This window comes from Gammaproteobacteria bacterium (assembly GCA_013003425.1).
GTDB lineage: Bacteria > Pseudomonadota > Gammaproteobacteria > Steroidobacterales > JABDKV01 > JABDJB01.
Map to the genome: position 1 here is coordinate 15,070 of JABDJB010000092.1, position 12,936 is coordinate 28,005.

At 60.0% G+C, this 12,936-nt stretch carries 10 protein-coding genes; 6 read left to right on the top strand and 4 right to left on the bottom strand.

The window, feature by feature from the left end; genetic code table 11:
- Window positions 1-44: 44 nt before the first annotated feature.
- The 3 genes from HKN06_12630 to HKN06_12640 form a co-directional block, all read right to left on the bottom strand.
- Complete coding sequence (locus HKN06_12630; protein NNF62156.1) at window positions 45-497, bottom strand: prepilin-type N-terminal cleavage/methylation domain-containing protein; 453 nt, start codon at window positions 495-497, stop codon at window positions 45-47.
- Between the two features lie 271 nt (window positions 498-768).
- The gene (locus HKN06_12635) at window positions 769-2,103 is read right to left on the bottom strand and encodes a sigma-54-dependent Fis family transcriptional regulator (GenBank protein NNF62157.1); all 1,335 of its coding nucleotides are present in this window, start codon (window positions 2,101-2,103) and stop codon (window positions 769-771) included.
- Window positions 2,100-3,782 (bottom strand): PAS domain-containing protein, encoded by a 1,683-nt coding sequence (locus tag HKN06_12640; protein NNF62158.1) that lies wholly within the window; start codon window positions 3,780-3,782, stop codon window positions 2,100-2,102. Before HKN06_12640 ends, HKN06_12635 begins: the two co-directional genes overlap by 4 nt.
- A 112-nt stretch (window positions 3,783-3,894) precedes the next feature.
- Between HKN06_12640 and sucC the strand changes: the two genes are divergently transcribed.
- The 3 genes from sucC (at window position 3,895) to HKN06_12655 (ending at window position 7,620) form a co-directional block, all read left to right on the top strand.
- Complete coding sequence (gene sucC / locus HKN06_12645; protein NNF62159.1) at window positions 3,895-5,055, top strand: ADP-forming succinate--CoA ligase subunit beta; 1,161 nt, start codon at window positions 3,895-3,897, stop codon at window positions 5,053-5,055.
- Window positions 5,056-5,067: 12 nt separating this feature from the next.
- Window positions 5,068-5,940, top strand: coding sequence for a succinate--CoA ligase subunit alpha (gene sucD, locus HKN06_12650; GenBank protein ID NNF62160.1), 873 nt, complete (start codon window positions 5,068-5,070; stop codon window positions 5,938-5,940).
- Window positions 5,941-6,003: 63 nt separating this feature from the next.
- Window positions 6,004-7,620 carry an NAD+ synthase gene (locus HKN06_12655; protein NNF62161.1) on the top strand — a complete coding sequence of 539 codons (1,617 nt, stop codon included), beginning with the start codon at window positions 6,004-6,006 and terminating at the stop codon, window positions 7,618-7,620.
- Here HKN06_12655 and HKN06_12660 read toward each other — a convergent pair.
- Window positions 7,617-8,417, bottom strand: coding sequence for an outer membrane protein assembly factor BamD (locus tag HKN06_12660; GenBank protein ID NNF62162.1), 801 nt, complete (start codon window positions 8,415-8,417; stop codon window positions 7,617-7,619). The genes HKN06_12655 and HKN06_12660 overlap by 4 nt on opposite strands.
- Window positions 8,418-8,507: 90 nt before the next feature.
- On the opposite strand from HKN06_12660, the gene rluD reads away from it, so the two are divergent.
- From rluD to clpB, 3 genes are all read left to right on the top strand, one after another.
- Entirely contained in the window at window positions 8,508-9,455 is a 948-nt protein-coding gene (rluD, locus tag HKN06_12665) for a 23S rRNA pseudouridine(1911/1915/1917) synthase RluD (protein ID NNF62163.1), read from the top strand.
- 6 nt (window positions 9,456-9,461) lie between these two features.
- Window positions 9,462-10,199 (top strand): peptidoglycan editing factor PgeF, encoded by a 738-nt coding sequence (gene pgeF, locus HKN06_12670; GenBank protein NNF62164.1) that lies wholly within the window; start codon window positions 9,462-9,464, stop codon window positions 10,197-10,199.
- 80 nt (window positions 10,200-10,279) lie between these two features.
- A complete protein-coding gene (clpB, locus tag HKN06_12675) occupies window positions 10,280-12,862 on the top strand; it encodes an ATP-dependent chaperone ClpB (protein NNF62165.1) in 2,583 nt (860 codons plus the stop codon).
- The last annotated feature ends 74 nt before the right edge of the window (window positions 12,863-12,936 follow it).

Consider the following 12,936-nt stretch of genomic DNA (forward strand, 5'->3'; position numbering starts at 1 on the left):
TGGTCATTCCCTTGTCCAGACGCATGATAAGTAGATCGTACCGCTTAGGAGCCAGTGCAGCTCTTCGGCAGGTATTTCTGGTCGGCGTCGCTGGTGCAGTCCCAGGTGAACGCGCCCTTCACAGTCTCCAGGTTAGCTGGCGGCGTGAAGGTGACTTTCTTGCTCTGGATGTTGCTGCCAACGCCGGTCGGCTTCATCGCAACTTCGATGACGCCGCTGCCGCCGGTTACGGTCAGCGAGTTGGCATACTTGCCAGCTGAGCCTGCAGCAATGTCCAGTTCAAGAGCAGTAATGTCTGCGGCAACCGGATAGGCGCCGTTGGTCTGCGCGAATTCGGCGATAGCCGTTTTGGCGCTTGAGACTACGGTGAATGCTTCACCGATCTGCGCGCGCTGCGTGTAATCCTGGTATGCCGGGATAGCAATGGCGGCCAGGATGCCAATGATCGCCACGACGATCATGAGTTCGATAAGGGTAAAACCCTGTTGCTTCTTCATCTATAACTCCTCCGGAGAGTAAACTTCATAACAAACTTGCGGCGTCCCAGTGCGCCTGCAGCAGTAGCAATGCAAGCGCTGTGCCAGAATTCCCCGTCAGATTGTAACTACATGATATTTCGAGAAAATAGCTACGCTGGTTATCGAGTGTGAAGCGCTGCCGTTACCTGGATGGTCAGCTGACGTCACCATGTGACGCGAATTGTCACCCGGTTACGGCAGATAAAGTGTGATCCGCGTCACAAAGCCAGGCAGGCGTGGTTTTACTTCTTTATTCCAGCCCAAGTTTCTTGATGCGGTAACGCAGTGCGCGAAAGCTGATGCCGAGCAGTCTGGCTGCGGCCGTCTTGTTGTATTTGGTTTGCTCCAGCGCACGGATAATAGTCTGGCGCTCGACATCGTCCAGACGCTGAGTCAGCGTGGCGCTCAGGTCGTCAGGTTCCGTGGCAGCGACCGCCTCATCGCCGCCAGCCCGCAGCTGCAGGTCTTCCTGGCTGATACGTTCGCCGCTGGCCAGGGTCATCGCGCGTTCCAGTATGTTCTCCAGCTCCCTTACATTGCCCGGGAAATGATACTGCCGTAATGCCTCGCGGGCGTTTTCGCTCAGGGCCGGCGTGGCAACCTCCCAGGTCTCGGCAAGCCGGGCGAGGATGCTGTCCGCGATTGCCAGAACATCGTTACCGCGTTCGCGCAACGGCGGCACACATAGTTCGATGACATTGATCCGGTAGTAAAGGTCCTCGCGAAACTTGCCGGCGGCCACCAGTTCGGCAAGATCCCTGTGGGTGGCGCTCAGGATACGCACGTCAACGGCTTGTTCGTGTGCCTCGCCCAGCGGTCGCACCGCTTTTTCCTGGATGGCGCGCAGCAGCTTTACCTGCATATGCAGCGGCAGGTCGGCCACCTCGTCGAGGAACAGCGTTCCGCCGCCTGCACTGCGGAACAGCCCGTCCTTGTCATTGACCGCTCCGGTAAAACTGCCTTTACGGTGACCGAAAAACTCGCTTTCCATCAGTTCGGTCGGGATTGCGCCGCAGTTGACCGGCACGAAGGCCTGTTCACTGCGCGGCCCCGAATCGTGAATCAGTCGGGCGACCAGTTCCTTGCCGGTCCCGGATTCGCCGCTGATATGCACCGGCGCCTGGCTGCGCGCGACCTTGATAATCATCTCGCGCACCTTTGACATCGCACGCGATTCGCCGATTAGCTTATCTTCCGGTACTGGATGGTCACCGGCGCCGCGCAAACGCAATGCCGTCTGCACCAGTCGGCGCAGGTTTTCCAGGTCGACAGGTTTGGAGACGAAATCAAAGGCACCAAGCTTCAGCGCCTGTACCGCCGCCTCGACGTTGCCGTGTGCGGTAATTACAGCAACCGGTACCTGGTCAGCATTGACCTGGATCCACTCCACCAGCTCCAGGCCGTTGCCGTCAGGCAGGCGCATATCGGTCAGGCACAGGTCAAATGAATGGTCGGCCAGCAGCCGTCGGGCGCCATCGAGATCGGCCGCCGCGTCGGTGGCCACGTTCATCCGTCGCAGCGTAATCGTCAGCAGCTCACGAATATCTGCCTCGTCGTCGACGATCAGTGCACGTGCTTCACTCATACGGTCCACCGCTGCGGGTCGGCAAAGATTATCTGGAAACGGCTGCCACCACCTTCCCGGCGCAGGTAGCGCAGACCGGCGTTGTTACAGTCACACAGCTCGCGGGCAATGAAAAGGCCCAGGCCCGTCCCGTCGTGCGCAGCAGTAAAAAAGGGCTCGAAAATTCGATCGACCAGTTCATCGGCGATGCCTGAACCACGATCGAGCACCTCCAGTACCGGGCGGTCACTGGCCTTGTGGCGGCCACTGTACATGCTGAGCGTCACTGCACCGTCGGCCGCGCGCGCATAGCGAACAGCATTCTCACACAGGTTCCACAGCACCTGATGCAGATGGCTCGGGTCGAATCGTATGGCCAGTTCTGGCTCGTCGTGCTGGATTGATACTGATGAGTCGCCCAGCTGGTTGGCGGCAGCAAACTCGCTGACAAAGTCCGCCAGCCATTCGCCGAGCACTATCTGCTGCGGCCGCGTGTTGTCTCGTCGTGACAGCTGCAGCACATTTTCTATGATGGTGTTAACTCTGCCTGCCTGCTTGTGGATGATATCGGTCAGTCGTCGTTCATCTGCGGGAATGGCATCCGATTCGGCCAGCAGCTGGCCGGCGTGACTTATGGCGCCAACCGGGTTACGGATTTCATGGGCAATGCTGGCGCTGAGCCTGCCAAGGGCTGCCAGCTTGGCCTGCTGTACGCGTTCGGACAGCTGGGTGGCGTCCTCAAGAAAGATCAGCGCGGCAGCGGGGCGCGCGCGCCCCAGCGGCGCGAAATGTGGCGTTATTAACGTGGCGCCGTCAGCGGCGGCAAAAGGCGAAAAGCCTGTTTGCACTTCACCGGCGTGCCGGCGCCAGTCACTCGTCAACTCGTACAGCTCGGGCGAAATATCACGCAGCGGTCTTCCGCCGGCAGGCCAGCTGATACCGAGGTGTTTGGCCGCGGAGGCGTTCATCAGGCGCACGCGATTGGCGTCATCAATGACCACGATGCTTTCACGCAGGTGCTGGACGATATATTCATTCAGCTCGGCCAGGTTCGCCAGATCAACGCCTCGCTGCTCCGCCAGCGCATCGGATTCGGCAATGCGTCGGGCCAGAGGCTGTGCTGCCACGGATATCAGGAATACGATTGCGCCGAGAACTCCGGAGGCTGTGTAGTCTGCAGCGGTTGTTATCCCTTCGAATTGCGACAGAGCCTGTTCAAACAGGATTGTCAGCGCCGCAATTGCCGCGAAAGAAACCGCAGTCCGGGCAGGCATCATCAGGCTCGCTGCACCCATGGAAATTATCAGCAGGTTGCCCAGTCCGCTTTGTATGCCGCCGCTGGCATGCATCAGTACGGTCACGGCCGCGATATCTATCGCCAGCTGGATCGAGATTTGTACTGTGTAAGTCGCAATACGGTTGGCAATCGCCCACCAGCTGAACAGACCGCAAATCAGGTAGGCACAAGCAACTGCGATAAATAGTTGTGGCTGCTCGGTGCCGATGATGCGCGGATCCGAGGTAATCGCGAACAGGACGAGTAGCGCTACGGCGACGAAAACCCGGTAAATGTTGAGTAGCGAAATGACTCGCCAGGCGAGGTCGGGCGCCCTGGCCTGCGTGGCCACGCCGGCAAGGCCGCCGCCGGAAACTTCGGCCGGCGCCGGTGACGCTGCTGCGTTGGGTTCACTGGCTTGCACCGGGTTATTTTAACCTGCACTGGCAGCACGACCGGGAACCGGCTCACGCTTTGCTTCGGTGGGTGGTTTGCTCCAGAATACGCGCTTTCCGCCCGCCCGGGGATCGAGGCAGATGAATCTTCACGAATACCAGTCCAAACAGCTGTTCGCCGATTACGGCATCCCGGTGCCTGACGGGCATCCGGCGCATACTCCCGAGGACGCTGTCCAGGCGGCGCGTGACCTCGGCGGCGAATTATGGGTCGTAAAGGCGCAGGTGCACGCAGGTGGCCGCGGTAAAGGCGGTGGCGTCAAGCTGGTCCGCGAGCTCGACGAAGTGTCGGAGGCCGCCGAATCCCTGCTTGGCAGCCGGCTGGTCACGCCCCAGACCACCGCAGAGGGATTGCCGGTAAACACGGTGCTGGTTGAGTGCGGCACCGATATCGACCGCGAGCTGTATCTCAGCATGTTGATCGACCGCGCTTCAGAGCGGATCGTTGTAATGGCGTCTGCAGCCGGTGGTATGGACATCGAAGAAGTTGCCGCCAGCACGCCGGAAAAGATTTTTCGCGTACTGATCCATCCGGCGGCGGGCCTGATGGGTTACCAGTGTCGCCAGCTTGCTTTCGGGCTCGGCTTGCAGGGAAAACAGATCGGCGCCTTCAGCAAGATCCTGCAGTCCCTGTATCGGCTGTTCACCGAGAAAGACGCCAGCCTGGTGGAGGTCAACCCGCTGGTAGTGACCGGCAGCGGCGAAGTAATGGCGCTGGACGCAAAGATTGATATCGAATCAAACGCTTTGTTCCGCCAGCCGGCCGTGCTGGAAAAACGTGATCCCACCCAGGAAGACGAAATGGAGCATCGTGCCAGCGCGCATGGGCTCAACTATGTCTCTCTCGATGGCTCGATCGCCTGCATGGTGAACGGCGCGGGTCTCGCGATGGCGACGATGGACCTGATAAAGCTGCACGGTGGCGAGCCGGCTAATTTTCTCGACGTCGGCGGCGATGCCACGAGCGAGCGGGTTGCTTCTGCGTTTAAACTGATTCTGTCGAACGAAAAAGTGACTGCAATACTCGTGAATATCTTCGGCGGCATCGTTCGCTGTGACCTGATCGCCGAGGGCATCATCGCGGCAGTAAAAGAGGTCGGTGTTTCCATTCCGGTCGTCGTGCGACTGGAAGGCACCAATGTGGAAAAAGGACGCCAGCTGCTGGCAGAAAGCGGGCTGGACATCATCGCGGCAGATGACCTGACCGATGCGGCAAAGAAAGTGGTCGGCGCGGCTGGCTGACGAGGTATACAAATGAGCGTTTTAGTCGGCAAGGACACAAAGATCATCTGCCAGGGGTTGACCGGGCGGCAGGGAACTTTCCACAGTAAACAGTGCATCGAGTACGGCACCAAAGTGGTTGCGGGCGTGACACCCGGGCGCGGCGGTGAAACCCATCTCGATTTGCCGGTCTACGACACAATGCGCGAAGCCGTGGGGGAGACCGGTGCAACTGTCAGCATGATCTATGTGCCAGCGCCATTCGCGGCTGATGCAATCGCCGAGGCAATCGACGCCGGGATCGAGCTGGTCGTGTGTATTACCGAAGGTGTGCCGGCGCAGGATATGGTGCGCGTCAAGGCGATGATGGCCGAGCGGGAGTGCCGGCTGATCGGGCCGAACTGCCCTGGCATCATCACGCCGGGCGAATGCAAGATCGGGATCATGCCCGGTTTCATCCACAAGCCAGGCTGTATCGGCGTTATTTCGCGTTCCGGTACGCTCACATACGAGGCGGTGTACCAGACCACCTGCAACGACCTCGGGCAGTCAACCTGCATCGGCATCGGTGGAGATGCAGTGCGCGGAATGGACTTTATCGACTGTCTCAAGCTGTTTGAAGCTGATGATCAGACACGCGGCATTGTAATGGTCGGTGAGATCGGTGGCAGCGACGAAGAAGCTGCTGCTGAATATATTCGCGATAACGTCAGCAAACCTGTAGTTGCCTATATTGCCGGCGTAACCGCGCCACCCGGAAAACGGATGGGTCATGCGGGTGCGATCGTATCCGGCGGCAAGGGAACGGCAGCGGAAAAATTCAAGGCACTGGAGGCTGCCGGCGTGACGACGGTTCGTTCCCCGGCCGATCTGGGCAGCGCAATCAAGTCGCGTCTGGGGAACTGAAGAACAGCCAATTGGTGCGGTTCCCGCAGTGCGCAGCATCACCGGTTAGTGCATATCTGAAAGATGGCAAAGACGATCCGCTTCGCGCTGGCGCAACTCGACTTCACGGTCGGTGATGTTGACGGCAATGCAGAGCGCGTATTGGCAGCGTGTGCCACCGCGCGTGATGAACTTGACGCTGATGTCATTGTTTTTCCCGAGTTGACGCTTACCGGTTACCCGCCCGAAGACCTGCTGTTTCATGCCGGCCTGCGTTATCGTGTCGAGAAAGCACTGCAGCGGGTGTGCAATGAAATTACGGGTATCACAGCGCTTGTTGGTTATCCCGAGTTCGATGGCCACATCTACAACACCATTGCGCTGATGCGTGACGGTGAGTCAATTGCAACCTACCGTAAACAGATCCTGCCGAACTATGGGGTCTTTGACGAAAAGCGATATTTCCGCCCGGGCCAACAAACCTGTGTGCTGCCGGTGCATGGTTGTCCGGTTGCGCTGACAATTTGCGAGGACATATGGGAGCCGGGACCGGTGGCCGGTGCACGTGCCGCTGGTGCGAAGCTGGTGCTCAACCCGACGGCATCACCTTATGCAATCGATAAGCAGGAAAGGCGCGAGCAGGTGATGCGGGCTCGCGTGGCCGAGTCGGGCTTGTCTATTATTTACGTTAATCACGTTGGCGGTCAGGACGAACTGGTTTTCGACGGCGTCTCGACGGCAATAGACAGCAACGGCGATATCGTTCTGCGCGCCCCGGCATGTAAAGACGGTATCTACCTGGTCGAGGCAGATCCGCAATCCGGTCGGCTCAGCGCGGCACCCGGATCAGTGCACAGCCCCGATCCGCTCGACAAGAGTGTTTACGATGCCATTGTGCTCGGGGTTCGCGACTATGTGCGCAAGAACGGGTTCCCCGGGGTAATTATCGGTTTGTCCGGCGGCATAGATTCGGCCCTCACGCTGGCTATCGCATCCGATGCGCTCGGCCCTGAACGGGTGCGTGGTGTGCTGATGCCATCGCGATACACAGCAAACATGAGCATCGAGGACGCGCGCGCGGAGGCCGAAGCGCTCGGCGTCGAGCATCACCTTATTTCGATAGAACCGATGTTTGAGGCAACGCTGGGGTCGCTGCAGGAGTTATTTGCCGGTTTGCCGGCCGACTCCACCGAAGAGAATATCCAGGCGCGCTGTCGCGGCATTATCCTGATGGCGATTTCCAACAAGACCGGGCGCATGGTGCTGACCACCGGGAACAAGAGCGAAATGGCCGTCGGGTACGCAACCCTTTACGGTGATATGGCCGGCGGATTTGCACCGATCAAGGACTGCAGCAAAACACTGGTTTATCGCCTGGCGCGTTACCGGAATTCCGTCTCTGCCGTAATTCCTGAAAGGGTATTCACGCGGCCACCATCGGCAGAGCTGGCGCCGGACCAGAAAGATACCGATTCGCTCCCGCCCTACGACGTACTCGATGCCATCCTGGAGGCATTTATCGAAGAGGACTGCTCAGTCGAGCAGATTGCGGCGCGTGGTTACGATCGCGAGACTGTCGTGCGGGTACTGCACATGGTCAAGCGAAATGAATATAAACGGCGCCAGGCGCCACCGGGTGTCCGGGTTAGTCGGCGTGGCTTCGGCCGGGACTGGCGTTACCCGATAACCTCGGGTTACTAGCTGGCGGGACGCTCGGGCTTAACTTCCTTGTTGCGACGAAACAGGCCGCGTTTCTTCTTGCCCGAGCTTGTCGCTACCTGGTTCTCGCGCAGCACCCGCTCTGCATCTTCGGCCAGATCGTCCATGCCGAGTTCACGATATGACCGCGCCATAATCTGTAGCGCCTCGGTCACCACGCTGGTGTCCTGGAAATCCTCGACTACGTTCCTGGCCCGACGCGCGGCCGCAACCCAGGCGCGGCGATCGGCATAATAATTGGCCACATAGACTTCGAACCGGGCCAGCCTTTCGCGCAGGTGCACCATGCGTTGCCGGGCATCGGGCGCGTAGTCGCTTTCCGGGAAGCGGCGCACCAGCTCGGAAAAATAGGATAACGAGCGTTCAGCATCGGCCGGCGGTCGCTGCGCCAGGTCTACGCCGAACAGTTTCTCGATCGCATTGGCGTCGCGATCGAAATATATCAATCCGCGCAGATAGTACGCATAGTCAATATCGGGATACGTCGGGTTCTCACGTATGAACTCGTTCGCAGCATCGATGGCTGACTCAATGTTACCAACCTTGTAGTAGGCATAAATCAGGTCGAGCTGTCCGCGACGGGTGTACTCGCTGAACGGAAAGTAAATTTCGAGCTGTTCCAGCAGCGTGACAGCGCGATCGTAGCCACCTACATCAATCTGCTTTTTGGCAGTTTCATACAACGTTGCGTCGTTCCGCCGGGATCGCCCCTCTTCGTCGAGTGTGGCATCCTTGCCACCACAAGCTGCCAGCAGCAGGGCGAGCAGTGATAGTGCCAATAGAGAGCTTGATCTTGTTTGCATGGGATGGCCGGCCGGGATGAAGCAACGCGGAGTATACATCACGGGCCACCGGGCGATGGAGATTTGATGACGGTGGAAATCGAAAGCCATGAAGGGCAGGTGCCGGAAGAGAAGGCCGGCAAGAGGCTGGACCAGACGCTGGCGGAAATGTTCCCGGATTTTTCACGTTCGCGACTGAAAACCTGGATCGAAGCCGGGCTGGTCGAGGTCAACGGCCAGATGTGGCGGCCACGCGACCGTCTGCACGGTGGCGAGAAGGTCGTCGTGCATGCCATGCACGAACCCGTTGTCGAGGTACGGCCGGAAGCCATCCCGATAGAAATCGTGCATGAGGATGCTGATTTGCTGGTGGTAAACAAAGCGGCCGGAATGGTCGTACACCCCGGTGCCGGCAACCGAAGCGGAACACTGCAAAACGCACTGCTTCACTTTGACAGTCGTCTTGCCACATTGCCGCGTGCCGGGATCGTGCATCGGCTCGATAAGGACACCAGCGGGCTGCTGGTTATCGCGCGGACTTTGCGGGCGCACACCGCGCTGGTGCAGGCGCTTGCTGCGCGGCACATTTCGCGAGAGTACTACGCAGTTTGCCAGGGCGTGATGATCAGTGGCGGTACTGTCGACGCGCCTATCGGTCGTCATCCGGTGGACCGCATTCGTATGGCCGTGGTGCCCGGTGGGCGACCGGCGCTCAGCCATTACCGGATTGCCGAGCGCTTTGCAGCGCATACGCTGGTGCAGGTTGCCCTCGAGTCCGGCCGCACTCACCAGATACGCGTTCACATGAAACACATTGGCCACCCACTGGTGGGCGACCCCCTGTATGGCGGGCGGCTGGCAATTCCGGCCAACGCCTCGGAGTCATTGCATGGCGCGCTGCATGGGTTTCGTCGTCAGGCGCTGCACGCAACGCGCCTGGCTCTGACGCATCCGGTCAGCGGTGCACAGCTCGAGTGGAACTCCGCTATGCCGGATGACCTGCAGGCGCTGCTGGATGCAATGCGTAATGGTTAAGCGGTGATGCTGAGGGATACGGTTATCACCCCTGACTGGCCGGCACCGGACAACGTGCGCGCTCTGTGCACGACGCGCAACGGCGGGCGTAGTCATCGGCCGTTCGATTCGTTGAACCTGGCTGGCCATGTTGGCGACGAGCCGCGCCGGGTGCGGGAAAACCGCCAGTTCATCATCGACGAGCTGGAACTGCCGGCGGAACCGGCATGGCTGGATCAGCAGCACGGGCGCATTGCCGTTTCAATAGACCGCGGCGTGCCGGATATCTCCGCCGACGCCGCTGTGTCTCACCGCAGCGATCGGGTGTGCGCCGTGCTCACCGCCGACTGTCTGCCTGTTCTGTTGTGCGACAGCGACGGTACCCGGGTTGCGGCGGTACACGCCGGCTGGCGGGGTATTGCGGCAGGCGTCATCGAGGCGGCAGTCGAAGCATTGCTGCCAACCGGCCGGCAGCTGCTGGCCTGGCTCGGTCCGGCAATTTCGGCAGCCTGTTACGAGATAGATGCGCCGGTGCGCGACCGGCTGCTTGGTGGGTGCACCAACCCGGATGCAGCTTTCGCCGCCACGCGGCCGGGCCATTGGAATCTCGACTTGTCCGAGCTGGCGCGTCAGCGCCTGCAGCAGGTGGGTGTCGGGCAGATTTTCGGTGGCGAACTGTGCACTTACAGCGATCAGCGATTCTATTCACATCGTCGGGATGGCCGCTGTGGGCGTATTGCCAGCTTGATCTGGCTGGCCGATTGACCGCCGGGGGTTGGAATCGGGCCCACCGGCCCCACAATTAAAGGCAATATGACTTAAATCCCTCAAGGGGAGAGACCTGTATGCGCATGGACAAACTGACAAGCAAATTCCAGATCGCGCTCGCCGATGCGCAGTCGTTGGCCCTCGGCCGCGATCACCAGTTCATCGAACCGGCGCACCTGATGGTCGCAATGCTGGACCAGGAGGGCGGCAGTCTGCGCCCGCTGCTAAGCAAGGCTGGCGCCAAGGTAAACCTGTTGCGTTCGCAGCTCGGTGAGGCACTCGACAAGCTGCCAGAGGTCCATGGCGCGGCCGGCGAAGTGCATATCTCCAAAGACCTGGTGCGACTGCTCAATATCACGGACAAGCTGGCGCAGGAGCGTGGCGACCAGTATGTATCGAGCGAGTTGTTCGCTGTCGCGGCAACCGAGGACAAGGGGCCGCTGGCTGAGGCAATGCGCGCCGCAGGCGTTGTGCGCGGAGCAATGGAAAAAGCAATCGACGAATTGCGCGGCGGTGAACACGTCAATGACCCGAATGCCGAAGACACGCGCCAGGCACTGGAAAAATATACTGTCGACGTGACCGAAAAAGCCGAGCAGGGCAAGCTCGACCCGGTTATCGGCCGTGATGAAGAAATGCGCCGCACGGTGCAGGTGTTGCAGCGCCGGCGCAAGAACAACCCGGTGCTGATCGGCGAACCGGGCGTCGGCAAGACCGCCATTGTCGAAGGGCTGGCGCAGCGTATTGTCAACGGCGAGGTGCCGGAGGGCCTGCGCGGCAAGCGCATACTGTCACTGGACCTCGGCGCATTGATCGCCGGCGCCAAGTTTCGCGGCGAGTTCGAGGAGCGACTGAAGGCCGTCCTGAACGATCTGGCCAAACAGGAGGGCCAGGTCATCCTGTTTATTGACGAGCTGCACACCATGGTAGGTGCCGGCAAGGCCGAAGGTTCCATGGATGCCGGCAACATGCTCAAACCCGCGCTGGCGCGTGGCGAGCTGCACTGTGTCGGGGCAACGACTCTCGATGAGTACCGTCAGTACGTGGAGAAAGATGCGGCGCTGGAGCGCCGGTTCCAGAAGATTCTCGTCGACGAACCCAGCGTGGAGGACACCGTTGCAATCCTGCGTGGTCTGGCAGAGCGCTACGAGGTGCATCATGGCGTCGATATCACTGACCCGGCGCTGGTGGCGGCAGCGACGCTGTCGCACCGTTACATTTCTGACCGGCAGCTGCCCGACAAGGCGATCGACCTGATCGACGAAGCAGCGGCGTGGATCCGGATGGAGATCGATTCGAAGCCCGAGGAGCTGGATAAACTCGAGCGTCGTGTAATCCAGCTGAAGATCGAACGCGAGGCGCTGAAAAAAGACACCGACGATGCGACCCGCAAGCGGCTGGCCGAGGTCGAGGCGAGCATCTCCGGGCTGGAACGGGAATACGCAGATCTGGAAGAGGTCTGGAAAGCTGAGAAAGCGCTGGTCGAAGGGGCATCGCAGATAAAAGAAGCGCTCGACAGGGCTCGCACGGAGCTGGAAACCGCGCGTCGCGCCGGCGACCTGGCGCGTATGTCCGAGCTGCAATATGGCCGCATACCGGAACTGGAAAAACAGCTGGACGAAGCGCAGGACGACGAAACGCAGCAGGAAACACGGCTGTTGCGCAACAGCGTCACCGAAGAGGAGATCGCCGAAGTCGTTTCGAAGTGGACCGGAATTCCGGTGGCAAAAATGCTCGAGGGCGAGCGCGAGAAATTGCTGCAGATGGAGCAGGCACTCGGTCGCCGGGTGATCGGCCAGCATGAGGCTATTACGGCGGTTGCCAACGCGGTACGCCGGTCACGCGCGGGCCTGTCGAATCCGCGTCGACCGATCGGTTCGTTCCTGTTTCTCGGTCCCACCGGGGTTGGCAAGACCGAACTGACCAAGGCGCTGACGGAGTTCCTGTTCGATTCGGAGGATTCTCTGGTTCGTATCGATATGTCCGAGTTCATGGAAAAACACTCCGTGGCACGGCTTATCGGGGCGCCACCGGGGTACGTCGGTTACGAGGAAGGGGGTTACCTCACCGAAGCGGTGCGGCGCCGGCCTTACTCGGTCATCCTGCTGGACGAGGTAGAGAAGGCGCACGCCGACGTGTTTAACGTGTTGCTTCAGGTGCTCGATGATGGCCGCCTGACCGACGGGCACGGGCGAACTGTCGATTTCCGCAACGTGGTCATCGTGATGACGTCAAACCTCGGTTCGCACGTCATCCAGGAGCTGGCGGGCGAGGAAAACTACGACAAGATGAAGTCAGCCGTGATGGAAATTGTCGGGCAGCATTTCCGTCCCGAGTTTGTCAATCGCATCGACGAAACGGTGGTGTTCCACCCGCTGAATCGCGATGAGATCAGGCAGATCGTTGAAATCCAGCTGGGCTTCCTGCGCAAGCGACTGGCTGGTCGCGACATGCATATAGAACTGACGGCGCAGGCAGTAGATATGCTCGCCGAAAGTGGCTTCGACCCGGTGTATGGTGCCAGGCCGTTACGACGTGCGATACAGCAGCACGTGGAAAACCCGCTGGCGCAGGAAATCCTGTCGGGCAAGTTTGCTCCCGGCGATACGATCCAGGTGGATGCGCAAGGGGTAGGGCTGGCATTCGACAAGGCTGCATGACTTGACGGTCAGACCGAGATTATTCGTGACAATTGCCCGCGGCAATTGTCACGAATAATCTCGGTCTGACCCCG

Bases quoted from the DNA above. Each gene is read 5' to 3' on its own strand.
- HKN06_12630 (NNF62156.1), bottom strand. From the start codon at position 497: ATGAAGAAGCAACAGGGTTTTACCCTTATCGAACTCATGATCGTCGTG.
- HKN06_12635 (NNF62157.1), bottom strand. From the start codon at position 2,103: ATGAGTGAAGCACGTGCACTGATCGTCGACGACGAGGCAGATATTCGT.
- sucC (NNF62159.1), top strand. From the start codon at position 3,895: ATGAATCTTCACGAATACCAGTCCAAACAGCTGTTCGCCGATTACGGC.
- sucD (NNF62160.1), top strand. From the start codon at position 5,068: ATGAGCGTTTTAGTCGGCAAGGACACAAAGATCATCTGCCAGGGGTTG.
- HKN06_12655 (NNF62161.1), top strand. From the start codon at position 6,004: ATGGCAAAGACGATCCGCTTCGCGCTGGCGCAACTCGACTTCACGGTC.
- rluD (NNF62163.1), top strand. From the start codon at position 8,508: ATGACGGTGGAAATCGAAAGCCATGAAGGGCAGGTGCCGGAAGAGAAG.
- pgeF (NNF62164.1), top strand. From the start codon at position 9,462: ATGCTGAGGGATACGGTTATCACCCCTGACTGGCCGGCACCGGACAAC.
- clpB (NNF62165.1), top strand. From the start codon at position 10,280: ATGCGCATGGACAAACTGACAAGCAAATTCCAGATCGCGCTCGCCGAT.